The sequence below is a fragment of the Lolliginicoccus suaedae genome (assembly GCF_008312885.1).
GTDB lineage: Bacteria > Actinomycetota > Actinomycetes > Mycobacteriales > Mycobacteriaceae > Lolliginicoccus > Lolliginicoccus suaedae.
Map to the genome: position 1 here is coordinate 272,524 of NZ_VSSO01000001.1, position 26,316 is coordinate 298,839.

General features: G+C 67.3%; 28 protein-coding genes. 16 read left to right on the plus strand and 12 right to left on the minus strand.

From position 1 onward, the window contains the following. Nucleotides 1-216 precede the first annotated feature (216 nt). The 4 genes from FXO18_RS01220 to FXO18_RS01235 all read left to right on the plus strand — a co-directional run bounded on the left by FXO18_RS01220 (nt 217) and on the right by FXO18_RS01235 (nt 5,279). Entirely contained in the window at nt 217-2,349 is a 2,133-nt protein-coding gene (locus FXO18_RS01220; RefSeq protein WP_235900375.1) for a transglycosylase domain-containing protein, read from the plus strand. A 67-nt stretch (nt 2,350-2,416) separates the two neighbouring features. Further along, nucleotides 2,417-4,147, plus strand: a complete 1,731-nt coding sequence (locus tag FXO18_RS01225; protein ID WP_235900376.1) for a patatin-like phospholipase family protein — start codon at nt 2,417-2,419, stop codon at nt 4,145-4,147. An 85-nt stretch (nt 4,148-4,232) separates the two neighbouring features. Next, nucleotides 4,233-4,757, plus strand: a complete 525-nt coding sequence (locus FXO18_RS01230; RefSeq protein WP_149359252.1) for a small multi-drug export protein — start codon at nt 4,233-4,235, stop codon at nt 4,755-4,757. 342 nt (nt 4,758-5,099) lie between these two features. Further along, nucleotides 5,100-5,279, plus strand: coding sequence for a DUF5302 family protein (locus FXO18_RS01235; RefSeq protein ID WP_149359253.1), 180 nt, complete (start codon nt 5,100-5,102; stop codon nt 5,277-5,279). 87 nt (nt 5,280-5,366) lie between these two features. Here FXO18_RS01235 and FXO18_RS15810 read toward each other — a convergent pair whose 3' ends face one another. Next, complete coding sequence (locus FXO18_RS15810) at nt 5,367-5,540, minus strand: hypothetical protein (protein WP_187774123.1); 174 nt, start codon at nt 5,538-5,540, stop codon at nt 5,367-5,369. 176 nt (nt 5,541-5,716) lie between these two features. Here FXO18_RS15810 and FXO18_RS01240 point away from each other — a divergent pair, with 176 nt between their 5' ends. Beyond that, on the plus strand, nt 5,717-6,154 hold the full coding sequence (locus FXO18_RS01240) for a Rieske (2Fe-2S) protein (RefSeq protein WP_149359254.1): 438 nt from the start codon (nt 5,717-5,719) through the stop codon (nt 6,152-6,154). A 17-nt stretch (nt 6,155-6,171) separates the two neighbouring features. Here the strand turns inward: FXO18_RS01240 and FXO18_RS01245 are convergent, their stop codons facing one another. Continuing rightward, nucleotides 6,172-7,062 (minus strand): haloalkane dehalogenase, encoded by an 891-nt coding sequence (locus FXO18_RS01245; RefSeq protein WP_149359255.1) that lies wholly within the window; start codon nt 7,060-7,062, stop codon nt 6,172-6,174. 256 nt (nt 7,063-7,318) lie between these two features. Here FXO18_RS01245 and FXO18_RS01250 point away from each other — a divergent pair, with 256 nt between their 5' ends. The 5 genes from FXO18_RS01250 to FXO18_RS01270 all read left to right on the plus strand — a co-directional run bounded on the left by FXO18_RS01250 (nt 7,319) and on the right by FXO18_RS01270 (nt 11,943). Further along, on the plus strand, nt 7,319-7,516 hold the full coding sequence (locus tag FXO18_RS01250) for a hypothetical protein (protein ID WP_149359256.1): 198 nt from the start codon (nt 7,319-7,321) through the stop codon (nt 7,514-7,516). A gap of 57 nt (nt 7,517-7,573) precedes the next feature. Then, on the plus strand, nt 7,574-7,792 hold the full coding sequence (locus FXO18_RS01255) for an RNA-binding S4 domain-containing protein (protein ID WP_149359257.1): 219 nt from the start codon (nt 7,574-7,576) through the stop codon (nt 7,790-7,792). 72 nt (nt 7,793-7,864) lie between these two features. After that, nucleotides 7,865-10,660, plus strand: coding sequence for a phosphoenolpyruvate carboxylase (gene ppc / locus FXO18_RS01260; protein WP_149359258.1), 2,796 nt, complete (start codon nt 7,865-7,867; stop codon nt 10,658-10,660). Between the two features lie 174 nt (nt 10,661-10,834). Beyond that, nucleotides 10,835-11,455, plus strand: a complete 621-nt coding sequence (locus FXO18_RS01265; RefSeq protein WP_187774124.1) for an FMN-binding negative transcriptional regulator — start codon at nt 10,835-10,837, stop codon at nt 11,453-11,455. 299 nt (nt 11,456-11,754) lie between these two features. Continuing rightward, nucleotides 11,755-11,943 (plus strand): hypothetical protein, encoded by a 189-nt coding sequence (locus FXO18_RS01270; RefSeq protein WP_149359260.1) that lies wholly within the window; start codon nt 11,755-11,757, stop codon nt 11,941-11,943. 29 nt (nt 11,944-11,972) lie between these two features. Here the strand turns inward: FXO18_RS01270 and FXO18_RS01275 are convergent, their stop codons facing one another. From FXO18_RS01275 to FXO18_RS01285, 3 genes are all read right to left on the minus strand, one after another. Next, nucleotides 11,973-12,800: an SAM-dependent methyltransferase gene (locus tag FXO18_RS01275; RefSeq protein ID WP_149359261.1), complete on the minus strand. Its 828-nt coding sequence runs from the start codon at nt 12,798-12,800 to the stop codon at nt 11,973-11,975. A gap of 121 nt (nt 12,801-12,921) precedes the next feature. Continuing rightward, nucleotides 12,922-13,743: a hypothetical protein gene (locus tag FXO18_RS01280; protein WP_149359262.1), complete on the minus strand. Its 822-nt coding sequence runs from the start codon at nt 13,741-13,743 to the stop codon at nt 12,922-12,924. Between the two features lie 49 nt (nt 13,744-13,792). Further along, nucleotides 13,793-14,356 carry a hypothetical protein gene (locus tag FXO18_RS01285; protein ID WP_149359263.1) on the minus strand — a complete coding sequence of 188 codons (564 nt, stop codon included), beginning with the start codon at nt 14,354-14,356 and terminating at the stop codon, nt 13,793-13,795. 110 nt (nt 14,357-14,466) lie between these two features. Here FXO18_RS01285 and FXO18_RS01290 point away from each other — a divergent pair, with 110 nt between their 5' ends. From FXO18_RS01290 to FXO18_RS01300, 3 genes are all read left to right on the plus strand, one after another. After that, complete coding sequence (locus FXO18_RS01290; RefSeq protein WP_149360035.1) at nt 14,467-14,910, plus strand: MerR family transcriptional regulator; 444 nt, start codon at nt 14,467-14,469, stop codon at nt 14,908-14,910. 61 nt (nt 14,911-14,971) lie between these two features. Beyond that, nucleotides 14,972-15,688 (plus strand): FkbM family methyltransferase, encoded by a 717-nt coding sequence (locus tag FXO18_RS01295; protein ID WP_187774125.1) that lies wholly within the window; start codon nt 14,972-14,974, stop codon nt 15,686-15,688. A gap of 5 nt (nt 15,689-15,693) precedes the next feature. Further along, on the plus strand, nt 15,694-17,820 hold the full coding sequence (locus FXO18_RS01300; protein ID WP_235900465.1) for a HelD family protein: 2,127 nt from the start codon (nt 15,694-15,696) through the stop codon (nt 17,818-17,820). Nucleotides 17,821-17,903: 83 nt separating this feature from the next. Here the strand turns inward: FXO18_RS01300 and FXO18_RS01305 are convergent, their stop codons facing one another. Continuing rightward, entirely contained in the window at nt 17,904-18,230 is a 327-nt protein-coding gene (locus tag FXO18_RS01305) for a PH domain-containing protein (protein ID WP_149359266.1), read from the minus strand. Nucleotides 18,231-18,294: 64 nt separating this feature from the next. Here FXO18_RS01305 and FXO18_RS01310 point away from each other — a divergent pair, with 64 nt between their 5' ends. After that, complete coding sequence (locus FXO18_RS01310; RefSeq protein ID WP_149359267.1) at nt 18,295-19,779, plus strand: amidase; 1,485 nt, start codon at nt 18,295-18,297, stop codon at nt 19,777-19,779. Here the strand turns inward: FXO18_RS01310 and FXO18_RS01315 are convergent. After that, nucleotides 19,748-20,221, minus strand: a complete 474-nt coding sequence (locus FXO18_RS01315; protein ID WP_149359268.1) for a hypothetical protein — start codon at nt 20,219-20,221, stop codon at nt 19,748-19,750. The genes FXO18_RS01310 and FXO18_RS01315 overlap by 32 nt on opposite strands. Before the next feature lie 182 nt (nt 20,222-20,403). On the opposite strand from FXO18_RS01315, the gene FXO18_RS01320 reads away from it, so the two are divergent. Further along, complete coding sequence (locus FXO18_RS01320; RefSeq protein WP_149359269.1) at nt 20,404-20,715, plus strand: hypothetical protein; 312 nt, start codon at nt 20,404-20,406, stop codon at nt 20,713-20,715. A 7-nt stretch (nt 20,716-20,722) separates the two neighbouring features. Here the strand turns inward: FXO18_RS01320 and FXO18_RS01325 are convergent, their stop codons facing one another. Next, the gene (locus tag FXO18_RS01325) at nt 20,723-20,992 is read right to left on the minus strand and encodes a hypothetical protein (protein ID WP_149359270.1); all 270 of its coding nucleotides are present in this window, start codon (nt 20,990-20,992) and stop codon (nt 20,723-20,725) included. Between the two features lie 152 nt (nt 20,993-21,144). On the opposite strand from FXO18_RS01325, the gene uraH reads away from it, so the two are divergent. Then, nucleotides 21,145-21,468, plus strand: a complete 324-nt coding sequence (gene uraH, locus FXO18_RS01330; protein ID WP_149359271.1) for a hydroxyisourate hydrolase — start codon at nt 21,145-21,147, stop codon at nt 21,466-21,468. A gap of 63 nt (nt 21,469-21,531) precedes the next feature. Here the strand turns inward: uraH and htpG are convergent, their stop codons facing one another. The 4 genes from htpG to FXO18_RS01350 all read right to left on the minus strand — a co-directional run bounded on the left by htpG (nt 21,532) and on the right by FXO18_RS01350 (nt 26,248). Continuing rightward, nucleotides 21,532-23,451, minus strand: coding sequence for a molecular chaperone HtpG (gene htpG / locus FXO18_RS01335; RefSeq protein ID WP_149359272.1), 1,920 nt, complete (start codon nt 23,449-23,451; stop codon nt 21,532-21,534). Nucleotides 23,452-23,501: 50 nt separating this feature from the next. After that, nucleotides 23,502-23,996, minus strand: a complete 495-nt coding sequence (locus FXO18_RS01340) for a DUF6174 domain-containing protein (protein ID WP_149359273.1) — start codon at nt 23,994-23,996, stop codon at nt 23,502-23,504. A 61-nt stretch (nt 23,997-24,057) separates the two neighbouring features. Beyond that, nucleotides 24,058-24,291, minus strand: coding sequence for a hypothetical protein (locus FXO18_RS01345; protein ID WP_149359274.1), 234 nt, complete (start codon nt 24,289-24,291; stop codon nt 24,058-24,060). 88 nt (nt 24,292-24,379) lie between these two features. Next, nucleotides 24,380-26,248: an ABC transporter ATP-binding protein/permease gene (locus tag FXO18_RS01350; protein ID WP_149359275.1), complete on the minus strand. Its 1,869-nt coding sequence runs from the start codon at nt 26,246-26,248 to the stop codon at nt 24,380-24,382. Between the last annotated feature and the right edge of the window lie 68 nt (nt 26,249-26,316).

Consider the following 26,316-nt stretch of genomic DNA (forward strand, 5'->3'; position numbering starts at 1 on the left):
CGGGCCCGCCGAGCGTCGCTGTGGAACACTATCCGGGCCAGGCCGTGCCCGGATCGCGCGGTGGTACTGCACGGGGCGACGCGCAGGCGTGTGATCTGGTGCGTACATGTGGTGTGCCTGGTGCGGTCGGCGCTACCCTTGGCGACGAGACAACGTGGGTTGTTACCGGACTATGAGGCCAGCGGCGCAAAGGCCGGGCTCCGAAGGAATGTGACTGTGGGTTCTGAGCACACTGGGTCGTCGCGGTCCGCGGCGGGACGCGGCAAGCCGCGGCGCAAGCGGTCGCGGCTGCGCACCTTCCTGCTAGCAGCTTTCGTCCTGCTTCTGGTCCTCATCCTCGTCCCTGTCGGCTACTTCGTGTACAGCTATCGCGAGGCAGAGGTGCCGCGGCCCGAGGCATTGCGCAATGATCAGATCGCCACCATCGTGGCCGCCGACGACTCCACCGTGCTCGCCCGCGTGGCGCCCCCCGAGGGGAACCGGGTCAACATCGCCCTCGATCAGGTTCCCGAGCACGTCCGTGATGCCGTGCTCGCCGCCGAGGACCGCAGCTTCTACGAGAATCCAGGCTTCTCGGTGCGCGGCTTCACCCGCGCCGCATGGGACAACCTCACCGGCAAGGAGGACGCCGGGGGAGGCTCGACCATCACCCAGCAGTTCGTCAAGAACACCGTGGTGGGATCCGACCGCACCTACACCCGCAAGTGGCGCGAGCTGGTGCTCTCGGCCCGCATGGCCACCGAGTGGAGCAAGGACGACGTCCTCACCGCCTACCTCAATACCATCTACTTCGGGCGCGGGGCCTACGGTGTCGCGACCGCGGCCCAGGCGTACTTCGGCAAGCCGGTCGGCGAGCTCACTCTTGAGGAGGGCGCTTTGCTCGCCGCGGTCATCAATCGCCCCTCGAGCCTCGATGCGAGCAACGATAGCGAGCAGTTGCGCGAGCGCTGGAACTATGTCCTCGATGGCATGACCGCGATGAACGTTCTGCGCCCCTCCGAGCGGAGCGCCATGGAGTTCCCGCAGGTGATCCCGTTCGAGCGGGTCCCCGATCCCAATGAAGCGCCCGGCCCCGAGGGGCTCATCCGTGCTCAGGTGCTCGACGAGCTCGAGCGCGCCGGGGTGGACCAGGAGCTCATCGACACCCGCGGCGTGCGCATCGTCACTACGATCGATCCCCCCAAGCAGCGGGCAGCCCTCGATTCGGTGGCCAATGTGATGGAGGGGGAGCCAGAGAACCTGCGCACCGCCGTCGTCTCCATCGACCCCCGATCGGGCGCGGTGCAGGCCTACTACGGCGGTCCCCAGGGCCAGGGCTACGACTACGCCCAGGCGCCGCTCCAGGCCGGGTCGGCGTTCAAGGTGTTCGGCGTCGTGGCAGCGCTCGACCAGGGCATCCCGCTCTCGGCCCGCTATGACAGCTCACCGGTGACGATCGGCAACCTCCGCATCACCAACGTCGACGGCGCCTCCTGCGGGGTCTGCAACGTCGCCGAGGCGCTCAAGCGCTCCCTCAACACCAGCTTCTACCGGCTCACCCTCGCCATGGACAATGGCCCGCAGAGCATCGCCGACGCCGCCCACGCGGCAGGCATCCCCGAGAACATCCCCGGCGTGGAGGGCGTGTCCCTCACCGAGGATGGCGGCGCCCCGCAGACCGGCATCGTCCTCGGCCAGTACCTCGTGCGCCCCATCGACATGGCCTCGGCCTATGCCACCCTCGCCGCGTCCGGGGTGTACCACGAGCCGTACTTCGTGCAGCGTGTCATCGCCGCAGACGGCGAGGTCCTCTACGAGCGGCCCCGGAGCGAGGGCGAGCAGCGCATCGACAAGGCGGTCGCCGAGAACACCACCCAGGCGATGCTGCCCATCGCCTCCTACTCGCGCGGCAACGGCCTCGCTGGTGGCAGGCCCTCGGCATCGAAGACCGGAACCACCCAGCTCGGCGATACCGGCCTGAACAAGGACGCCTGGATGGTCGGCTACACGCCCTCGTTGTCCACCGCGGTATGGATGGGCACCAATGACTCGGAGCCCCTGCTCAACCTGTGGGGCGGCAGCATCTACGGCTCCTCGTTGCCCGCCTCCATCTGGAAGCAAGCGATGGACGGGTCACTGTCGGGCACGGATGTCGAGACCTTCCCGTGGCCCGACCCGATCGGCGGCCAGGCAGGCGTGCCGGTCTACGTCGAGCCGCGCCCCTCCCAGCCCGCGCCGCAGCAGAGCCGCCCGGCACCGGCGCCCGCGCCCGCCCCGGCACCGATCCCGATCCCGGAGCTGCCCCCGCTGCCGCAGCTGCGCGAGGTAGAGATCTTCCCGGGCATCCGCATCCCGTTGCCCGTCGGATAGCCACGACCGCCGCGGGATTCGCGGAACCCGGCCCCGCGCTGCCCGCGACTCCGACACACTAGTGCTCATGGCAATGCGTGGCATGGTGCAACGATTCAAGGGCAGCGACGATGAGAGCTTCCCGCCGCCCATTGGGTTCGATCCCGACAGCCTCGACGACATCATCGAGGCGCCCGAGGATGCCAGCCTGCCGAGCAAGAACCCCATCCTCGCCCTGCAGCACATGGAGACCGCCCTCGCGCGCGCGGATCTCGACCATCCCGAGGTGCTCACCCGCCGCGAGTTCCGGCGCCTGCGCTACCTCATCTCCCTTGCCCGGCTGACCGTGTTCGAGCCAGGCGCGGCAGGGCCGGGGCGGCGCTGCGGACGGGGCGACGTCGACGTCACCGAGGACACCGAGGAGCTCCGCGGCCGCGTCATCGCGACCCTGCATGACCCGCTGCGGTCCGAGCCGGACACGATGAAGCGACTCATCGCGGCCAAGCAGATCCTCCCCGACCTCGTGCCGCACGTCGACCGCGCCCGCGATGCCCTCATCGAGAGCCACGAGCAGCGGTTCAGCGCCAGCGAGCTCGACGCCGAGGTCGGCTACAAGGCGCTCGTCTGCATCATGGGCGGCGGCGGCGGCGCGGGCTATGTCTACCTCGGCGGGATGAAGATGCTCGTCGACAACGACCTCGCTCCCGACTACATGATCACCACGTCATTCGGATCCATCGTCGGCAGCGTCGTCGCCCGGACATTGCCCATCCCGGTCAACGACTACATCGACTGGGCCAAGACCGTCACCTACCGCGGCATCCTCGGGCCCGCCCAGGTCCGTCGCAAGCATGGCCTGACCGGCTTGTTCTCCCTGAACTTCGACCGCTTCGCCGACGACCTGTTCCGCCGCGAGGACGGCGAGCCCATGCGGCTGCGCGACCTCGACATCCCCTTCGAGACCGTCGTCGCGGGCGTGCGCAAGCAATCATTCGACCGGCTGCCCGCGCGGTTCCGCCGCACCGAGCTCGACGCGCTGCGCACCCGCACCCTGCCGCGCTTCCGGCTCGGCATCCGGAACACGGTCGCCGGGCGCATGTGGCAGGCCGCCGCGTTCATCGACAGCCGCGTCGTCAAGCCGATCGTGCTCGGGGCCGATGAGCTCACCGCCGACCTCAACGTCGCCGATGCCGCGAGCTTCTCCTCCGCCATCCCCGGCGTGCTGCACCACGAGACTTCCGATCCGCGCATGGTGCCGCTGCTCGACGAGCTGCTTGCTACCAAGGATGTCGGCGCGCTCATCGACGGCGTCGCCGCGAGCAACGTGCCCATCGAGCTGGCATGGAAGCGCGTGCGCGACGGCAAGATCGGCACCCGCAACGCCTTCTTCTACGGCTGGGACTGCTTCCACCCGCAATGGAACCCCAAGCACCTCTGGCTCGCCCCCATCACCCAATCCATCCAGGTGCAGATGGTGCGCAACGCCCCCTACGCGGACTGCATCGTGCGCTTCCGGCCGACGCTGTCCGCCCTCACCCTCGCCGCGTCCTCGAGCGCCATCGACCGTTCCATCGGATGGGGCTCCGACGCCGTCGCCGCGACTCTGCCACTGGCCAAGCACATGACCACTCCAGTGTGGTGGACCGGCGACGAGCCGCCCGAGCTGATCCGCACTCCCATCACCATCAGCGGTGCCCCGCCGGCGCCCGCGCGACCGATGAGCGTGGTCCTCGAGCACGCCCGGTCCGTGGTGTCATCCTTGTCGGAGCGGGCACGCCGCAACCGCACCGACATGCTCGCCCCGCCACCCCGCTTCTGAACGAGCGCGAGCCCGCTGGTGATCAACGCCACCCGGCCCCGCCCTGCCCGGCGAAGTACAGTCGATCGGGTAAGAGAGGCAGGAAATGGACTGGTCAGGCATTGCAGCGGTGCTCGGCGTCTTCATCGGAGGGGCGGCACCCTGGCTCGAGGCAATCATCGTCATCCCCGCCGGGATCGTCGCCGGGATGAACCCCGCGGTGGCGTTCCTCGCGGGCACGAGCGGCAACCTCATCACCGTGGCGATCGCCGCATGGTTCGGCGAGCGGCTGCGGGCGTGGTGGCGCGCGCGCCGCGACCGCAAGGCCGCCGAGCGTGCGCTCGCGGCGCAGGAGGCCGGCGGCACGGCCGTGGTCACCGAGCCTGACGAGCACGAGGTAGCGAAGCGCGGCAAGAGGGCGGCCCGCATCGAGTCCATCGTCACGCGCTGGGGCATGCCCGCCCTCGCAATCCTCGGGCCGCTCGGACTCGGCACCCAGGCATCCGCCATCGTTGCCGTCGGTCTCGGGGTAAGCGCGCGCACCGCCTTCGCCTGGATCGGCGGTGCCACCATCGCCTGGGGCATCATCGCCGCGATCCTCGCCGCCCAGGGCATGGCGATGCTCGGCTAGCTCGCGTGTGGCCTGGCTTGCCAGCTGGCTGGTTCGCGGCTGGCTGGTTCGCGCGCCCGCTGGTAAGCGCGCTGGGAGCCGCCACCCTTGTGACTCAGCGGCTACGGAAAGCGCACAGCGGCCACCGATATTTCGGTGGCCGGAATGCACAGGGGTGGCAGCTGCCAGCTATGGATGGCGGATGTGCGCCTACCCGCCCGGTGCACGCCGGTGCTCGGACCCGCCTGGCGCCAACCAGCTGCGCCGGGCCATGCGTGGGAATCCAGTAGCGCGAGCACTGTGAAGAGTGACACACTCAATGCAACGGCGGACCAATGCGTCGCCACGAGAGAGAAGGTTGCCATGGAAGATCAGAGCAGCAAGATCAGCGACGAGCAGCGCAAGCACTTCGCCGAGGCGCTCGCGCACAAGCAGTCCAGCAACAAGGACCCGCACCGGGGCAGCCCGAAGTCGAGTGGCAAGGCACACGGCCCGCACGCGGCCGAGGGCGGGCGCTCCATGTTCCGCCGCAAGAGCGGATAGCCACGAGGCGCGGAGCGACGAGGCACGGAAAGACAGAGCGGCGTGGACCCGAGCAGGGTCCACGCCGCTTCACTGTCCTGAAGTCGATCAGGGCAGCAGGGTGTCGAGCATCCCGGGGTCGAGATCGGTGATGAGCGGCAGGATCGCCTCGAGCAGCTGCGGGCCCCCGACCGCGCCCGCGATGCCGAGCGCGAGGCCACCAAGGCCGAGTGCGGTTCCGCCGAGGCTGCCAGCGAGGATCTGGGCGATGAATTCGGGCATGTGTGCTCCCTGGGAGTTCGGGTTCGGGCAAGAGCCGCAGTTACGGCGAGTGGGCCAATTGAAACACACCTGACGTGGTCGGGCGCACTCGAGGAAGCTACTGTGGGGCGCAGCACCACACGGTTGCGGACGGCCCCGGGCAGTTCATCGGCCGGGACGGCTGAAGGGAGAGTGTCGTGGACCGAAGGCAAGCGATCAAGGCAGGGTGCGTGGCATGCGCGGGCACCGTCGTCGCGGCATGCGGGGGAGGCAGCACGTCGCCCGCCAGCTCGGGCAACGATCCTGCTCCCGCGACTCCCGGACCTGCCTCGCCGGACGGTCAGCCCATGGACGGCGCCCTTGCCGATACCGCTGATGTGCCGGTGGGCAGCGCGCTCATCATCACCGAGCTGCAGCTCGTTGTCACCCAGCCAGTGGCCGGGGAGTTCTTCGCCTACTCGGCGGTGTGCCCCCACCAGGGATGCCTCGTCCGCGAGGTCCGCGAGGACACGATCGTGTGCCCATGCCACGGCAGCGAGTTCCAGCTCGATGGGAACGTGCAGCGCGGCCCGGCCCGTCGGGGCCTCAATCCGCTGGCGATCCGCATCGAGGGCACCTCCATCATCCCGGCCTGAGGGGCGTCCCGCAGCGGCTAGCTCGTCGCGCGAATGAACTCGTCCATGCGGCGCGCGAGCTCGGGACCGTGGTCCTCCTGCAGGAAGTGGCCCGCGTTCAGCCGATCGTGTGGCTGGCCCTGCGCGCCGGGAACGTGCGCTTGGAGGGCCTTGTCCGCGTGCCCGAGGATGGGGTCCTTGGACCCGAACAGGGTGAGGAACGGCTTGCGCCACTCGCCGAGCTCGGCCCAGGCCGCCCTGTTCGCCGGGATCGCCACGTCGTGCTCGGTTATCGGCACGAGCCGGGGGAAGGCCCGCGCACCGGCCTTGTGACGGCTTGTGGGAAATGGCGCGTCGTAGGCGGCGCGCTCCGCCGCGGTCAGCTTGGTGACCGTCCCAATGTCGACGATGCGACCGATCGGGAAGACCGGTGACCATCGCGCGAACGCGCGCCACGCGCGGAAGGCGGCAGGCGGCGGGCGGTGCGCGGTCGGCAGGAATCCGTTGCCCACGACGATCCGAGCGAATCGGTCTGGCTGCTCAGCGGCGATCCGCAACCCGATCAGTGAACCCCAGTCCTGGCAGAACACCGTGATATCGCGGAGATCAAGGGCCGCGATCCAGTTGGTCACCCACTCGACATGCTGGGCGTAGCTGTAGTCGTTGATTGACGCAGGCTTGTCGGAACGCCCGAATCCGACCAGGTCAGGCACTACGACCCGGTGTCCCGAGGCCACCAGGGGCGGGATCATCTTCCGGTACAGGTAGCCCCACGTGGGCTCCCCGTGCAGCAGCAGTACAGGTGACGCGGTGCGCGGCCCCTCGTCGACGTAGGCCATCCGCACATCCCCAAGGTCCACGTACTGGGGGGTGTGCGGGAAACCGGGCAGATTCGCGAATCTGTCCTCCGGAGTTCTCAGGATGCGCATCGGGCTCCTCGGCGGACGCGTGCCACAGCACTGGAATGGCAGGGGGCAAGCCTGCTCGTGGATGCCGTGCCACTAGCCAGGCTCCTATCCAGGCTAGTACCCGGTGTGCTGCCGGGTCGCGCAATGACGAGCCGATCATCGCGCCGCGGCCACGATCGGATCCCGCGAGCATCACAGGCCGCGCTTCCCGCCGTGCGGCCCCAGGAGCGATCGAATAGGGTATCGGGAGCCCACCGTCCTCACGAAGGAGCTCTCCATGGATGCACTGCCCCCCGAGTTCGCGATGCTCGACATGATGGGCATGATCCTCCCGATCTGGCTGGAGCAGTTCTCCCAGCAGCAGGTCGACCTGATCAACAGCCTGCTCGTGCCCTACGGCGCCGAGGCGATGCCGGATGTCGATTTCGGGCTCGACTACGACCTCGAGTCCATCCCGAGCGCCAGCATCATCTAGCGGTCGATGGCGCAGCCATCGATCACCCACGCACGCTGACCCTGGGAGGGGACCGGGTTGAATGATGTGACCATTCGCGATGAGGTGATCCGGCTCGGGCAGTTCCTCAAGCTCGCCAGCCTCATCGATTCGGGCGCGGACGCGAAGTCCGTGATCGCCGACGGCCTCGTGCACGTCAATGGCGAGGTCGAGACCCGGCGGGGCCGCCAGCTCCGCGACGGCGACGTCGTCTCCTTCCAGGGCGCGAAGGCGCGCGTGCTCACGGGGAAGCCCTGAGGGGCGCGCGGGCCCGCGCCGGAACACGCTGAGAAGCAAGCACATCCGCAGCGAGGCAGCGATACTGGGGGAATGGTGCCCACATCCAGCGAACTCGTGAACACCCCCGCAGCGCCGCGCACCGACGCGGACGAGGAACTCCTGCGCGAGGACATCCGCGTCCTCGGCGGGATCCTCGGCGACATCGTCCGCGAGCAATCCGGCGACCGCGTGTTCGACCTTGTCGAGAAGGCCCGCACCGAGTCCTTCCGGCTGCGCCGCTCCGAGATCGACCGCAGCGAGCTCGAGGCACTGTTCGACGGCATCGACACCGCTGACGCCATCCCGGTGGTCCGCGCGTTCAGCCACTTCTCGCTGCTCGCCAACCTCGCCGAGGACCTGCACCGCGAGCGACGCCGCGCCATCTACCGCCGGGAGGGCGCGGAGCCGCAGGACAGCACCCTCGCCGCGACGTATCGCAAGCTCGAGAACGCCAACCTCGATACGAGCACCGTGGCCGAGCGCCTCGAGGGAGCCCTCGTCTCGCCCGTCATCACCGCCCACCCCACCGAGACGCGGCGCCGCACCGTGTTCGAAGCCATCAAGCGGATCACCGGCCTCATGCGCGAGCGCCACCGCCCCGACGTCGACGACACCGACCGCGAGCGCATCGATCTCGCGCTGCGCCGCCAGGTGCTCACGCTGTGGCAGACCGCCGTCATCCGGCTCACCCGCCCGCGCCTCGAGACCGAGATCGACGTGGGCCTGCGCTACTACGACATGTCGCTGTTCGAGGTGATCCCCGCTCTCAATGCCGAGATCCGCCGCGAGCTGCGCTCCCGCTGGCCCAACAGCGAGCTCCTCGCCGAACCGATCCTGCGGACCGGCTCCTGGATCGGCGGCGACCGCGACGGCAACCCGTACGTCACCGCGGAGGTGGTGCGCACCGCCACGCGCCGTGCCGCCTACACCGCTATCGGCTACTACCTCGCCGAGCTCGGGCAGCTCAAGCAGGAGCTATCGATGTCCGATCGGCTCGTCACTGTCAGCGATACCGTCAACGCGCTCGCCGATGCCTCCGGCGACGAGTCCCCGTTCCGCTCCGACGAGCCCTACCGCCGCGCGATCAACGGCATCATGGGACGACTGACCGCGACGGCCCAGCGGGTGCTCGACGAGATTCCGCCTGCCGCTCGTGAGGCGGGGCTCGACCCCTACATCCGGCCCGGCGAGCTGCAAGCCGACCTCACCGCGATCAGCGACTCCCTGCGAGGCCACAGCGACGGCATCCTCGCCGACGACCGGCTTGCCACGCTCATCGAGGCCGTCCACACCTTCGGGTTCCACCTCTCCGGCCTCGACATGCGGCAGAACTCCGACACCCACGAGAAGGTCGTCGCCGAACTGCTCGCCTGGGCCGGAGTCCACGACGACTACACCAGCCTCGACGAGGACGAGCGGGTCGCGATCCTCGCCCGCGAACTGGGCACCCGCAGGCCCCTGCTGCGCCCCGACGCCACCCTCAGCGACCTCGCGACCGGTGAGCTCGGCATCATCCGCGCCGCCGCCCACGCCATCGACGATCTCGGTGCCGATGCCGTGCCGCACTACATCGTCAGCATGTGCTCCTCGGTCAGCGACATGCTCGAGGCCGCGGTGCTGCTCAAGGAAGCTGGCATCCTCGACCCCGGCAACATTGACACCGCGCCCTCGAGCCCCGTGCGCGTGGTGCCGCTGTTCGAGACCATCGACGACCTGCGCCACGGAGCCGAGACGCTACGGGCCACCCTCGACGTCCCCGGCTACCGGGAGCTCGTCCGAGCCCAGGGCGACCGGCACGAAGTGATGCTCGGCTACTCCGATTCCAACAAGGACGGCGGCTACCTCACCGCCAACTGGGCCCTCTACCGGGCCGAGCTCGACCTCGTCGCCGCAGCGCAGGAGACCGGCATCCGGCTGCGCCTCTTTCACGGACGAGGAGGCACCGTCGGGCGCGGCGGTGGACCCAGTTACGAAGCCATCCTCGCCCAGCCCCCCGGCGCCGTCAACGGCTCACTGCGCATCACCGAGCAGGGCGAGGTCATCTCCGCGAAGTACGCCGAGCCCGGAATGGCCCGCCGCAACCTCGAGAGCCTGCTCGCCGCCACCGTCGAATCCACCCTCCTCGACGTCGAAGGCCTCGGCGACAACGCCGAGCGCGCCTACGCCATCCTTGACGAGATCGCCGACCGCTCCCGCGATGCCTACACCGACCTCGTGCAGCGCACTCCTGGCTTCCTCGAGTACTTCCGCACCTCGACCCCGCTTGCCGAGATCGGCGCCCTCAACATCGGCAGCCGCCCCTCGAGCCGCAAGCAAACCAGCTCGCTGGCTGACCTCCGCGCGATCCCCTGGGTGCTGTCGTGGACGCAGTCCCGCGTCATGCTGCCCGGCTGGTACGGCACCGGCACCGCCCTCCACGAGTGGGTCGGCGACAACGACGAGCGCCTCGCCGAGCTCAGCGACCTCTACCGCCGCTGGCCGTTCTTCCACTCCGTGCTGTCCAACATGGCCATGGTCCTCGCCAAGTCCGACGTCGGCCTCGCCGCCCGCTACGCCAGCCTCGTCCCCGACACCGCCGTCCGCGACCTCGTCTACGGCAAGCTCCGCGACGAGCACGCCCGCACCATCGCCATGTACAAAGCCATCACCGGCTACGACGACCTCGCCGGCGACAACCCAGCCCTCCAGCGCTCCGTCCACAACCGCTTCCCCTACCTCGAGCCGCTCAACCACTTGCAGGTGGAACTGCTGCGCCGCTACCGATCCGGCGACGACAGCCCACTCGTGCGCCGCGCCATCCACATGACCATGAACGGTCTCGCTACTGCGCTGCGCAACACTGGGTAGGGGGCATGGCTTCGGCGCCGCGAGTCCAGGCCAGGCCTCGAAGCCGCGATTCACGCAAGGCGGATAAGTCGGGCGTGTCCAGAATATTCACTGGTCAGGACCACGTCGATGGGCCTACTGTTCTCCAGGTCCGGCCAGGCCCACCAGCCTGGCGGAACGAGCGAGAGGAATGGCATGAGTCCCCGTTGGCGCTGGAGCGAATTGCTCGCGAAGTACCCGCTCTGCCAGATCGTTACGGCCAGCCTGGAATCCGGTCGGGTCGCGACCTCCCGAGTACCGCTCTACCACGCGCACCGCGATGGGAGCGACTTCGTGGCTGGGCACTTCGCGCGCGTGAATCCGCATTGGAAGCTCTGGGCCGAGTCGTCGGTCACTGTGTGCTTGATCGATGGCGCCCACGCGTATGTGAGTCCCGCGAGCTATGCCGTCCCGTCGGCCGTGCCCACCTGGAACTACTGCACGGCGACATTGCATGGTGAGCCGCAGGTCATGGACGACACGGAAACCGTCGACAGCCTCCTGTCGTCGCTAGCGGTCTTTGATCCACAGCTGCGCTCGAAGATCGGGCCCACCGAGCTTGCGTCCTACGAGCGGGCCCGCCCGGCGATCGTGCCATTCCAGATCGCTATCACCCGTGCCGAACGGAAAGAGAAGGTCAGCGCGCAACGTTCCATGGCCGACCAGGAAGGCATTCGCGCTGACCTTGTCCGACGGGGAGGCGCGGACGATTATCTCGCGATGCTCGACTGGCTGTCCGGGCTCCCCGGGCCAGAACGGTCCGCTCCGCATGCCTGAAACAGGGCAGACCGGTGCAGAAAGTTGCGCCACGTCACCTTCGTGTGGCTGTCGTCAGCAACGCCACAGCGAGCGCGCGGGATATTCACACGGCTCGTGCGTAGCGTGGAAGGTAACTATCGGGGGATGGAGCATTGCCCGGCGCGTGGCAAACCGCGGCGGGGAAGGGGAGCGCAGTGATCGAGGCACGATACGGTATCGGGGGTGGACGCATGCCGCTAGGAGTGGGCGTATCCCGGGGTTCCGGCGCGCCTGTGGCGACGGGGCCGCGCAGGCGCGCCATCCCTGTCCTGGCGGGCGTGGTGCTTGTCCTGGCGCTGGTCAACGGGCTGGCGGGCTGGCTGCCCGTGCTGCTGATCGTTGCTGTCCTTGGTATCGCTGGGCTGTTGCGCGTCAGCGAAGCGGATCTGGCCTGGCAGCGAATTCAGGCGCGCCGCGCTCGCAAGCTTCTCGCTGCTGCGACGAAGCGCAGCGGTCCACGCTGCTAGTGGGCTGTGGAGCTGCCAGCCGGCGCCGATCAGCGATGCGCGGTATACAACCAGCCGATCTCTGAGCCGCGTTGTTCGTCATAGCCGAGGTCACGGCCATGCCGAAGAGCGTGCTCCCGCACCGTTGTGACCGAGTCGCTAGCCCAGCCGTGCTCAGCCAGCCATATCGTGGGGTCATCGACGATGGACTGGAATTCGTAGCCCGCATCGGCGACGCGCTTGGCCACCACCTGATGCTGGCCAGGCAGCAACGTTCCTTTGCCGCGATGATCCCCGGAAATTCGGCTGCCCGGAACCGACGCGGCAGTGATCGACCTCATCAGGCGTTCCGACTCATCCTCGGTCAGGTAGTAAAGAATTCCCTCGCAGATCCATAAAGCTGGAATGGAGGCATCGAAGGCGGCTTCACGCAGTGCGGCAACCCAGTCCTGCTTGAGATCCGCGACCACGGGCTGCCACAGCTTTGCCCGGGGATGGTCTTCGATCACCATCCGCTTGAGTTCCTGCACCGGCTCCAGGTCGATATCGAAAACCGTTGTGTCCGGTGGCAGGTCCAGGCGGAACGCCCGCGCATCGAGCCCACTAGCGACGATGACGATCTGGCGGATCCCGGCCGCGACAGCATCCTCCACGGCTTCATCGATGTACCGGGTGCGCACAGCGATGCCATCGATCACCCGGCGCACGTTCTCCTCGGGGAGCCTGAGCAGATCCGGCCCCAGGCCTGTGGCCTCGACGAGTGGCCACGCGAGCTTGTCGCTGATCAGCGCATCAGCGCGGCCCGACTCGACGTGCCGGAAGTACGCCACCGCTACCGCTGTAGCACTGATGTGGCTCTCGGAAAGCTGATCGGCCATGGCCCCCCAATCCTTGGTGGTGCCCGCGCAACCGGCAGGCACGCCGCAATCGCCGCTAGGATGGGATGCCCACGCAGCGGGGTGTTGAAACCTCGGATTGCTTCCGGGCTCAGGTTCGCCCTCATAGCTCACGGGACCAGGTGTGGTCGCAATCCGAGCACGACCATGAATGATCCGGGCCCTCCTCGCAGCACCCAGGAAAAGCTAGCCAGGGGTGCCGGAAAAACTGAAAGTCGGGAAAACCGATCACCACGCCGCGGGTTCGCCGGGCACCGCAGCGCGGACATCCTGGATGCTGCTCGGCAAACACGTATTCGGCGAAATCGCTGCGCCCGCTGGACCGGAACCTGATCGTGCAAGGACCGCAGAGCAGGGCTGGATACCACGTGCGAGGGTCATCCCAGTTTCCCGTGCCGGACTCCGGTAGGAGGATCGCATCCAGGCTGATCGTCGCGTGGTCGACTTTCCTGTGGCATCCGGCACAGCCGGGGAAGGAACCCAGCACCGCGCGGGCGGTGGCGACCTCGCGCGAAGGATGCCGCACCGTGCGATCGAAGCGGAACTCCGTGTAAGGGGCAAGCGCAGCGAGCACATGATCAGCGTCCTCTGCCCCGAGCGGGGCCTGCGTGGCCAGGTCTAGGGCGCAGCCGGATTCCGCTTCGATGGCAGAAACCTCGGGAAGCTCACGGAGCAGGCATCGCTCGCCGGTGGTGACATCGGACCCGGGCCAGCCATCATGATCGACGACATCGATGCGGTTGATGCATAGCACTACTGGCGGCTGGGTATCGAGCACGGTGAGCAGCAGGTCCCCCGGACGAGGAGCACCGCGGACGTTGAAGCATGACAACCCTTCCGTGCCACTCGACATTGCCGTGATTGCCGACAGCCAGGGCGAACCCACCCCGAGGAACACCTGCTGGCCGGGTGAGCGCTTCATCATGATGATGTTGTACGCCTATGCTCCGACACATTCCGGGGGGGCGCTGGACCTAGGATCTCCAGACCTGGATCAGGTATTTCTCCTCGGTGATGCTGTCGAGCTGTCCAGGGTTGGCGTCGCGGCCGCGGGCGTAGAGCCGGACGTTGTACTCGCCTGGTCCCTGGAGGCTGAGGGGCAGGTCGAGGCCGGGGAGATCGGTGCTGGCGCCGGCCTCGATGCGCAGGTCCGTGCCAGCGGTGATGGTCGTGTGGATCGCCTCCTCCCACGAGTCTGGATCGTGGGGGCGTGGCTCTTCGGTGTAGGAATGCGCTTCCACGTGATGCGGCCCGTACGGGGTCCCGGTCTGGAGGCGGATTCCTGATTCGCTGGCGTAGAGGCGGGGAAGGCTAGCAATGCGCCTCGGCTCGGACGGGCGCGCGCCCGGATCGAGGATCGAGATGGAGCCATAGCCACGCAGCACCGCGCTCTGGACGCGCGATGGTTGCGGGTGATGCGCCTCGGTGGAGGTGTTGTGGATCGCGCTAGGAGGCGCGGGCACGGATGTGGTGGGGCCGGTGCAGGCGCTGGCCATGACGGCGAGCGCGACTGTTGCGATGATGCGCGGAGATGGCATGTGCGTGCTCCCTGCTGGCGTTGTCTCCCACCGCCGTGACCATCTTAACTCTACCCTTACGTTAGAGTAGAGTCCATCATCGTTCACCAGGAAGGGCACCTACCCACGTGATCGGCAATGACAACGCGGCGCACGTACAGATCGGTCGGGCCGCGGAACTGACCGGCCTGTCGATCCGAACATTGCGCCACTACGAGGAAGTCGGGCTCGTCACCCCATCAGCTCGCAGCGAAGGCGGATTCCGTCTCTACTCCCGCGACGACATCGATCGGCTGCTCGTGATCCGGCGCATGAAACCGCTGGGCTTCACCCTCGAGCAGATGGCCCAGTTGCTCGCAGCGCTCGATTCCCTGGCGAGCAGCGAGGCCGGAGCAGGCGCGAGGCGCGCTGCCGCTGAAGTCCTCGCCGAGTTCAAGTCCAGTGCCCAGGATGCGGTCGACCGGCTGCGGGTCCAGCTCGAGTACGCGGAGGAGCTGACCGGATTGCTCGGCGAGCATGTCGCCAACGCGCGACGCTCCGATGAACCTGGCGCGAGCGCGGTGCGCCATGCTTGAGGATCCCCCGAGCACCCGCGCGCGGAATCCTCGGCGATTGGCGGCGCTTTCCGCTGTGTTGATGAATGCCTCCCACCGTCTCTCGTTCATCGAGCCAGAGATCCGCGGCCTGCGATGCCTCGTGGAGCGCGGGGACACCTGCATCGATGTGGGGGCGGAATACGGGCTCTATACATGGACCCTGTCCAGCCTGGTGGGCGCCGGGGGCCATGTGCACAGCTTCGAGCCGCAGCGTGGACTCGCCAGCACGCTGGGCTGGACAGCGCGAATGCTGGGCTGCACGAATGTGATCGTGCATCATGCGGCACTCCATTCGCGTCCGGGCCAGGGGACGCTCAGCGTGCCGATCAGGCGAGGAATATCCGTGCATGGGCGCGCATACCTGAAGCGGGGAGCCCTGCATCCGGGGCCGAACCGTGAATTCACGCGATCGCGGGCCATTCAGGTGCCCGTCACCACGATCGACACCCTCGCTCGTGCCCTCCCCGGCCGACGGATCTCGTTCATCAAGGCTGATGTCGAGGGCGCCGAGATGGGTGTGCTGAAAGGCGCCCGGCAGACCATTGACCGCGATCGCCCGGCGATCCTCCTGGAAATCGAATCCCGCCACCTCGCCAAGTACGGCGCAACCACCGAGGACCTGATGCTCATGATGAAGACCCTCGGCTACCACCCCCATTTCTGGAGCCAGGAGCACTGGCTCCCCTCGGAAACGAACCTCGAGAAAGTGCCACGGAACCAACTCTTCCTGCACGAGTCGAACAGGAGACCCCATTGACCGACGTGAACACGCCGGACGAGCGCCACGAGCGCAAGCACCTCTCGGAAATCCTGGGCCTGCTCCAGGACGAGCTCGCGCGGCTGAGTGGGACCATCGACGACTCCGCGCGCACCATCAAGGACCAGAAGCAGGAGATGTGGACGAACTTCCGCGATATGGACTTCGCGGAAAAGGCCGATATGCGAACGTCGGTAAACCTCTCCGTATCGCTCGGTGACCGGGCGGTGAAGGCGCGCAAGCGCATCAAGAGGCTCCTCGATTCCCCCTACTTCGGACGTGTCGACTTCCACGCCGACGATGATCCGGATGCCCATCCCTACTACATCGGTGTGCACAACTTCCTGGACCGCGATACCCAGGAAGTGCTGATCCATGACTGGCGCGCGCCCGTATCGAGCTTGTTCTACGACTTCGAGACCGGCACGGCATCATTCGTGGCACCACAGGGCACCATCGACGGCGAGATCACCGGCAAGCGCCAGTACAAGATCACTGGCGGGGAGCTCGAGTTCATGTTCGAGAGCTCGCTGAACATCGGCGACGACGTCCTGCAGCGGGAGCTGGGGCAATCTGCCGACGACAAGATGAAGAACATCGTCGCGACCATCCAGCGGGAGCAGAACGCGGTGATCCGCAACGAGACCGCGGACGTGCTGATCCTGCAGGGCGTGGCGGGATCGGGCAAGACCTCTATCGCGCTGCACCGGGTCGCGTTCCTGCTCTATCGGTTCAAGGACACGCTCTCGTCGGACAATGTGATGATCCTCTCGCCCAACAAGGTTTTCGGTGACTACATCGCTGACGTGCTGCCCGAGCTGGGCGAGGAACGGATCTCGGAGATCGACTTCGACAGGATCGCCGGGCGTTTCCTGGAGAAGATCACCGGCTACGAGACGTTCAGCGAGCAGGTAGTCAACCTCCTCGAGGGCGTCGACGAGGCCGTGGCCCGCCGCATCCGCTTCAAGGCCACACCGGAATTCGTCACCATGCTCGACGGCTGGATCGCCGACCGCGCCGAGAATGACTTCGTCCCGGCCGGGATCGAGCAGAAGCTCAAGCGGCTCTCCGAGGACTGGGTCGCCGACATGTATGCCGAATCGAGCACCCTGCCCGTGTTCGCGCGCCTCGACCGTGTCGCGAGCACCGCGGTGCAGCTGCTGAAGAACGAGGTGATCGACGGCGGCGGCAAATGGTCCTCGGCCGACACGACCGCCGTGCGCAAGCAGGTGCGCGCCATGTTCCCGCACAAGGATCCCTTCGCCCTCTACAAGGCGTTCTACAAGGATCCAGCGCACGCCGACCGCGCACGCGGCATGTTCAAGCCACTCGGCCGCAAGCGCATCGAGCATTCCGACGTGTTCCCGCTGATCTACACCATGATCAAGACCACCCAGCAGGACAGCTACAGCCACATCCGCCACCTGCTCGTCGACGAGATGCAGGACTACACGCCCATCCAGTACGCCGTGCTGCGCGAGCTGTTCACCTGCAAGATGACCATCCTCGGTGATGCCAACCAGTCGGTCAACCCGTTCAGCTCCTCCTCGCTCGACACGATCCACAGCATCTTCACTGGCGCCGACTGCCTCGAGCTGTGCAAAAGCTACCGCTCCACCACCGAGATCACCGAGTTCGCGCAGAACATCTCCCGCAACGACAAGCTCATCCCCATCGAGCGGCACGGCCAGCCACCCCGGATCATCGAATGCGACGACCCGCTTGACGAGGCAGCGCAGGTCCGCGCCCTGATCGACCAGCATCATCGCAGCGAATACCGTTCCCTCGGCATCATCTGCAAGACCGTCGCCCAGGCCGCGGCGCTGCATCGCGAGCTAGCCGACGCCGACATCGAGCTAACGATGCTCGACTACAACAGCGCCTCCTTCACCGGGGGAGCCATCATCACCTCCGCGCACATCGCCAAGGGCCTCGAGTTCGACACTGTGATCGTCCCCGTCGCCGACGAGGCCAACTACGCCAACGACATCGACCGGGGAATGCTCTACATCGCCTGCACCAGGGCCATGCACGAGCTGTTTCTCACCCACGTGGGGGCTCGGTCGGGCCTGCTCGGTTTCGCGGGGGAATCCAGCCGCGCGGCGCTCTCTGCCCGACCCCAAACGCGATAGAAACCGCTAGACGCGATAGAAGCAACCCGGATCCCAGGCCGGTTTCTATCGCGTTTGCGGGGTAGTGGCGTCAACCGATGCGGTCATGAGACGCGCTCCCGCAGCAGCGCGAGCACCTCATCCGGCCGGTCCGGGGTGATCACGGGCCGGGTGGCCTGGCCGGTATCGAGGATGATGGCGGTCTTCTTGTGGCGGCGCCGAGCCTCGAAGGGCATCCACGTGTTGGTGCCCAGAGTTCCCCACGCGCGGGCGCGACCGCTGAGCCAACCGAGCCGACGCGTGCCGAACCGGACAATGCGCGAGTACGGGATGCGCTTGTCGCCGCCGGTGGGGAAGTAGTAGCGGTGAATGGTGATTCCCGTGTCGTCGAGGCGTACTTGCCCATCGTCGTAGAGGGTTTCAGCTGGCATGGTGCCGAGCATAGACGCGTGCGCGCGCGGCGGCATATCGTTGACGAGCAACGGGAGGTACGCGATGAGGCTTGATGAGTATCGCGAGCACGATGGCGTTGGCTTGGCTCGCTTGGTGACGGATGGGCAGGTCACGGCGTCGGAACTGCTCGCGTGCGCGATCGAGGGCGCCGAGCGGGTCGACCCGGTGCTCAACGCGATCGCCCGGCCGATGCTGGGGGAGACGGGGCGACGAGTGGCGGAGCCGCTCGCTGGCCCGTTCGCGGGAGTGCCGTTCTACCTGAAGGATCTGATGCAGGACTACGCGGGCCTGCCGTCGGGCTGCGGATCGCGGGCCTTGCACGACGCTCGCGCGCCGGAGCATGCCGAGGTGGTGCGGCGCTGGCTCGATGCGGGACTGGTCATTCTCGGCAAGACCAGCACGCCGGAGTTCGGCCTCAAGGGCGTCACCGAGCCTCACGCGCATGGTCCGTGCCGCAATCCGTGGGACCCGGGCCGCACTCCTGGCGGATCCTCGGGTGGCTCAGCAGCGCTTGTGGCCGCGGGCGTCGTGCCGGTAGCGGGGGCCAACGACGGCGGGGGGTCGATCCGCATCCCCGCGTCGTTCTGTGGCTTGTTCGGCCTCAAGCCTGGCCGGGGCGTGGTTCCCGATGGACCGGCGCACGAGTCCTACCTGTTCGGGGCAAGCGTGAACGGAGTGGTGTCGCGGTCGGTGCGCGATTCCGCATTGATGCTCGATGTTCTGGCCGATGGTCCGCGGGCGGGCCGGTTCATCGCGGCCACGCGCGCGCGTCCTCCCAGGCTGCGAATCGGATACTCGGTTGCCTCGCCGATCGGCAGCGAGGTCTCGGCCGAGGCAGTCGAGGCAACGGAGCGGGCGGCAGGATGGTGCGAGGAGCTCGGGCACACAGTCGAGGAAGCAGCGCCCGCCATCGACGGGCACGCGCTCGCCGATGACTTCATCACCTTGTTCTCCGTCTATGCCGCGCGCCAGGTCGATGAGGCGAAGCAGGCATGGGGCGCGACGGACAGCGATTTCGAGATCGATACTCGCGTGCTCGCCGCGCTGGGGCGGGCGACGACCGCGCCGGAATTCTATGCCAGCCATGATCGCTGGCACGGGTACGCCCGCTCCCTCTCAGAGTTCCACGATCGCTTCGACTTGTTGCTGACCCCCACCGTCGCCCGGCCCGCGCCGCGCATCGGGGAGCTCGACACCCCGCGCGCGCTCGCCGCCGCGGTGCGTCCCCTGCTGAGGCTCGGGCTCGTGGAGCGATTGGCATCGCTCCAGGTGTGGCGCGATCATGTCCGCGACAGCCTCGCCGTCGTGCCATTCACCCAGCTAGCAAACCTGACCGGGGCGCCGGCGATGTCCGTGCCGGTGCATGGCACGGCGAACGGATTGCCGATGGGCGCGCAGTGGGTAGGCCCGCCGGGCGGGGAGGAGATGCTGCTCGCGCTGGCCGCCGAGCTCGAGGAAGCTCATCCGTGGGCCGATCATCGGCCGAAGGTCTCGGTCACGACAGCAGCAGCCACGCCCCCACGATGAGCGCGGCGATGCTGGCGCCACCAGCGGCGAGCACGTAGCCCCGTCCTGATGTGGTGCGGGGCAGCCGGAATGCTGTGGCGACACCGATGACTCCCAGCGCCAGGCCCGCGAGCGGCACGATCACCGCGAACACCAGCGCCACGATCCCGACGATGAGAGCGAACTTCTGCGGCGCGTGGCGGGGCACCTCCTGGACGCTCGCCGCAGGCTCCTCGGTCTCCTCGTCGAGAGCATCCGCGCCACGGATCGCCCGGGCGACGGCACGATCATCGGAGAGATCGGCATCGGCGGCAGCCACCGCCTCGCACACCCGCTCCGCCTCCGCCATCAGCAGCCGATCACGCTCCTCGTCGTCCATCCCGGCCAGTGCGCTGCGCAAACGGCTCATGTGGGCCTGGACCACGGGCGAGAGCAGGATCGACTCGTCATCGGGATCGGTCATCGCAGAGTGCTCCTCACGGGATCGGCCGCCACGGGCCCACGGTGCGGGGATACGGGCCGGGGTTTGGCGGCAAGCTAGATGCTAGCGAGCGCCTGCCCGTCCGGGCGTGGCTTTGGTCCTTGCGCGGAAGGGCCGAATGCCCCTGGCACGCAACGGTCGAGCCGTGGGGTAATGAGCAGGTGATGATGACGATCCACGAGATATGCCAGGGCTGCGCGCGTGGTGTCGAGCGTCTCGACGAGGCCTACCAGGGAATGTTCCCGCGCCGCTTCATCGCGGCTGTGCTCGGTGGCTGCGTCCACGATCTCGCGGGCACCCCTGCGGAGGACGTCGCCGAGCTCAGCGAGCGCCTTGCCCACTATCGCCTCGATGACGCGCGCGTCAATCACCGAACCGAGGCGTCATGGCTGCGGCAGATCGCGGAACCGTGCCCGCTCATGCTGCGCGGGGTCGTGCCCGAGAGCGAGGACTGCTTGCTGCGGCCCCATCGCTAGCCTGGGCCTAGAAGGGCCAATCGAATCCCGGCGGCAGGGTGAACCGGAAGTCCCCGATGCCGGTGTGGCACTCGATCACCGTGGGCGGCGGGGGATAGATCAGGATCATCGGCAGCGGCTCGCAGTAGGGCAGCGGCTTGCCCGGCGTGGTCTCGCCCGGCTGGTGTGCGGCAGCGGTAGCGGGCAGCGAGAACGCGGCCACTGTGGCGATCCCCGCGAGGGTGGCGGCGCGGGCGATTCGGCGGCGCCGCGCTGGGGTGGCTGGTGCTGGTTCCATGTATCCACGATGCCACAGGAACCGGGATCCGGCGCGCTCTGCTCGGCATCGCGGCCCTGATCCGTGCCGAGGCATTACGCTGCAAAGAACGACGCAGCGACCACGAGCATTCGCGGTGGGGACCCCTCTAGCGGTCCCGGGAGGAGGAGCCAGTGGCAACGGTGAGCACTCATGTGCTGGATACCACCCGCGGAGAGCCAGCATCGGGGGTGACAGTGGTGCTGCAGGCGCAGGACGGAGCCGAGATCGCCTCGCTGGTCACCGATGGCGATGGGCGCATCGGTGACATCTCCGGCGAGGACCTTCCCACGGGCGTGTACCGGCTGGTGTTCGGCACCGGCCCTTACTTCTCGACGAAGGGCGTGCAGGCCTTCAATCCGGAGGTCGTGGTGTCGATGGTGCTCGGCGGGCACCGGCACTACCACGTGCCGCTGCTCGTCTCGCCGTTCTCCTACACCACCTACCGGGGCAGCTGACAAGCAGCCGGGGCGAGGGTTCTTGCTTCCCTCGCCCCGGCCACCCGCGTCACGACTCTGGGATCAGAGGGTGCGGGCGAGAGCGTCGGCGAGCAGTGACGCGAACCGCGCCGGATCGGCCAGCTCGCCACCCTCGGCGAGCAGTGCCATGCCGTGGATCAGCTCCGCGGTCGGCTTCAGGGCCTCGGCATCGGCCCCGCCAGCCTGCTTGGCGCGCAACGCCTCCACGAGCGGGTGGGTGGGGTTGAGCTCGAGGGTCCGCTTGACCGTCGGCACCTCCTGCCCGGACGCGCGGTAGAGCTTCTCGAGGGTCGGAGTGATGTCGAAGGCCTCGCCGACGAGGCACGCGGGCGAGCTGGTGAGCCGGTGGGAGAGCCGCACGTCCTTCACCGAATCGCTGAGGGCTTCCTTCAACGCGCCGAGCAAGTCGGCGAAATCCTTGTCCTGCTCCTCGTTCTTCTCCTTGTCCGCCTCCGAATCGAGGTCGATATCGCCCTTGGCGATGGAGCGGAACTGCTTGCCGTTGTACTCGCCCACCGAATCGACCCACATCTCGTCGACCGGATCGGTGAGGATGAGCACCTCGAGCCCCTTGGCCTTGAAGGCCTCCATGTGGGGTGAGTTCTCCACGAGCTGCCGGGATTCCCCGGTCATGTAGTAGATGTGCTCCTGGTCGTCCTGCATCCGCTCGACATAACCGGCGAGGGTGGTCCAGGGCTCGTCCTCGTTGGCGGCGGTATGGGTGGAGACGAACGACGAGATCTCCAGCAGGGTCTCGCGGTTGTCGAAGTCGAGCAGCAGGCCTTCCTTGAGGACGCGGCCGAACTCGCCCCAGAAGGTGCGGTACTTGTCAGCGCTGTTCGCCTGCAGGTCCTTGATGGTGGACAGGACCTTCTTGACCAGCCGCTTCTGGATGCGGCCGATCTGCCGGTCCTTCTGCAGGATCTCGCGGGAGACGTTGAGCGAGAGGTCCTGCGCATCAACGACACCCTTGACGAACCGCAGGTACTCCGGCATCAGCTCCTCGCAGTTGTCCATGATGAACACACGCTTGACGTAGAGCTGCACGCCGCGCTTGTGATCACGGGTGAACAGGTCGTGCGGGGCATGGGTCGGCAGGAACAGCAGCGCCTGGTACTCGAAGGTGCCCTCGGCGCGCATCGAGATCACCTCGAGCGGCTCGTCCCACGCATGCCCGATGTGCCGGTAGAACTCCGTGTACTCCTCGTCGGTGACATCGCTCTTCGGCCGCGCCCACAGGGCCTTGCGCGAGTTGAGGGTCACCGTCTCGGTGGTGGTCTCGCCGTCGACGGTGGATTCCTGCTCCATGCGGATGGGCCAGGAGATGAAGTCGGAGTACCGCTTGACGATCTCCCGGATCTTCCACTCGGTGGTGTAGTCGTAGAGGTGGTCCTCGTCGTCGGAATCCTTGAGGTGCAGGGTGATCGCAGTGCCCTGCGGCGCCTCAGGGAAATCCTCGATGGTGTAGGTGCCGGTGCCCTCGGATTCCCACCGCGTGCCCGTGGCCTCTCCGGCCTTGCGGGTGACCATCGTGACCTTGTCGGCCACCATGAACGTGGAGTAGAAGCCCACGCCGAACTGGCCGATCAGCTCGCTGGGGGCCTCTCCGCCATCGGCCTTGCGGGCCTCAGCGAGAGCGCGGCGCAGCTCAGCGGTGCCGGACTTGGCGAGCGTGCCGATCAGGCCGACGACCTCTTCGCGCGTCATGCCGATGCCATTGTCGCGCACGGTCAGGGTGCGGGCGTCCTTGTCGGCCTCGATCTGGATGTGCAGATCGTCGGTATCGACCACGAGGTCCTTGTTCCGGAATGCCTCGAGCCGAAGCTTGTCGAGCGCGTCGGAGGCGTTCGAGATCAGCTCGCGCAGGAACGTGTCCTTGTTCGAGTACACCGAGTGGATGAGCAGCTCGAGGAGCTGCCGCGCCTCGGCCTGGAACTCGCGTTCCTCAACCTGGGTGGTCACCAATCAATCCTTTCGTTTCATGCATGGACCGTCACGGGAACGCAGGCATTTTACTCCGTGATCGGCTCGAACAGCGTGATCGTGTACGCCATCTCGTCGTCGAGGGCGTTGACCTCGCTGTCGATCTCCACCGACGACGGGAAGCCACGCTCGGGATCGAACGTGGCCTCCACGGAATCAGCGGTGGCAAGGACGCCCTCGAGCGAGTCGAGCAGCGCATCGATGGTCGTGTCACGTGGGTGGATGGTCCACTGCTCGTCCCAGGGCGGCTCGATCACCGTCGCGGTATCGCCCTCGACGGTGATGGTGCGCGGGGCGATCATCGCCTCCGGGCAATAGCACGTCGTCGACAACGTGAACTGGTACTTGTCCGGGCGCTGCTCGGTCCACAAGGCCCGCGCCTGCTCGAGCGTGGTCGGATCGCCAGGAGGCGTCGTGGTGCCCGGCACTGCTTGCTCGGGCCCGGCGGAGCCGCACGACGCCACGATGAGCATGGCAGTGGCCGCGCTCGCCGCGATCGGGATGACGGTCATCGGGATGCGCATGGTGCCTCAGGGTAGCCCAGGGATCCCACCCCGCCCGGCTGTCCCTGCGGCTGGCCCGGTGCTACCAGGGGCGGGAGAACATCACATCACCAACGAACAAGTGGCAGATGATGATCGGGCCGAAGAAGGGAAGGCTCGACTCCTCGCAGTACGGCAGGAGCGTCAGGTGCGCGGGAGTGGCCTCGGGCAACAGGTCGCGCGGCGACTGGGCCTGCGCGGCCGGGGCGGCGAGCAGCGCAGACGAGGCGAGGGCGGCGCCTGCTGCGATGGTGGCGATACGGCGTGCGACGGACATGACTGCCTCCATCAAGATGTGTGTCGCTGGTCACATAAGCATGGCACACCGAGGGGGCCGCGTCGCGCCGAGGTCTCGGGGAGAGGAATCAGGAGCTGACCGGCGCGGCCACGACCGGATCGCAGCGCCATCCGCCCTCGCCGTCGAGCACGAGGCGATGGGTGTGGTGCTGGTCGACAGTGCTGCGGTGCGCCACGCTCACCACGATCGTCTCCGGGACCTCTGAGCGGATCAGCGCGTACAGCGAGAACTCGAGGCCCTCATCGATCGCGGAGGTCGATTCATCGAGGAAGACCACTGCGGGGCGGATCAGCAGCACCCGGGCGAAGCCGAGCCGCTGCTGCTCGCCCGGCGACAGCACGGCCGACCAGTCAGCCTCGTCCTCGATCCGCTCAGCGAGATGACCAAGGTGCACCGCGCGCAGCACAGCGCGGATCCGATCGTCGTCGATGCCGCCCGGATCCGCGGGATAGGCCACCGCGGATCGTAGGTCACCGAGCGGAAGGTAGGGAACCTGCGACAGGAACAGCGTCTGCTCGCCCTCGGGACGGCGCACCTCGCCCGTGGCGAACGGCCAGATCCGGGCCAGTGCCCGCAGCAGGGTGGTCTTGCCCGCGCCCGATGGTCCCTTGATCACCAGCGCGTCCCCGGGCTCGAGGTCCAGGTCAAGACTCTCGATGAGGGCACGCCCGTCCGGGGTCGAGACACTCACATCGCGCACCGCGAGAACCGAGCCCGTCACGCTCGCCGTGAGCCGTGGCAGCTCGCGGGATCGATCGTTGGCCATGCGCAGCCCGTCGAGCCGGATCAGCGATGCGCGGTAATCAGCGAAGATGTCATACGCCTCGCGGAAGAACGACAGCGAATCATGGATCTCGCCGAACGCCCGCGCGGTCTGGGTCAGGTCGCCGAGGGTGATCTGCCCGGTGAAGAAGCGCGGGGCCTGGATGACGATGGGAAAGACGACGGCCGTCTGGTTGACGGTCAGGTTCCAGCCGTCGAACTTCAGCGTCCGGAAAACGATGTCCCAGTAGTTGCGGATCACCGCGGCGAACCGGGCGAGCAGGCCGCGCCGCTCCATCCCCTCGCCCCGGTAGAACGCCACATTCTCGGCGGTATCGCGCAAGCGCACCAGCGAATAGCGGAAGTTGGCACCGAGCCGCTCGTTGAGGAAGTTCAGCCGGATCAGCGGGCGGCCGATCCAGAACGCCACCACTGTTGTGACCAGAACATAGCCGAGCACCAGGAACATCATCGCGCGCGGGATGGTCACCCCGAGGATCGTCAGCGGCCCCGAGAGCTCCCACAGGATCATCGTGAACGACACGACCGTCACCATCGACCCGATCGCCCCGATCGCGAGTGACCTCGACGTTTGCACGAGAGCCGTGATGTCCTGCTGGATGCGCTGGTCCGGGTTGTCGATCGTGCGATCGACGAACCGGTTGCGATAGTAGGCGCCGCCCTCGAGCCAATGGTCGATCGTGTGCTTGTTGAGCCACAACCGCCACCGGATATCGAACGCCTGGCCGATGTAGAAGTTCAGCAGCACTCGCACCACGTGGATCGTCGCGAGCACGCCGAACACGATGATCGAGTCCCAGAAGGCCTCGATCGCCGCGTCGAGGCCGGCCTGGTCGCCACCGGCGAGCGCCGACCCCGCGTTCTGCAGCGCCGTGTACAGATCATTGCCCTGGTAGGAGAACAGCACGGCCATGCGGACGCCGAAGACCATCATCAGGAGCAGCAGGGCCACGAACGGCAGGGTGCGGCGGGCTTCCCGGCCCGAGAAGTATGGTCCCGTGATCCGCCAGAATTGCTGGCCCCAGCGCGTGAAGCGAACGAGCAGGAAAGCCGCGATGGCAAAGGCCACCGACGAGATGGCGAACGCCCGCAGGATCCAGATGATGCTGGTGACCAGTTCCTGGCCCCAATCGATTCCCGATGCACCGACCATGCTCGAGCGCTCCCATTCCACCGCAGGTTGAACCGGCGGTGAATACTATCCAGATCCGTGCAAAACCG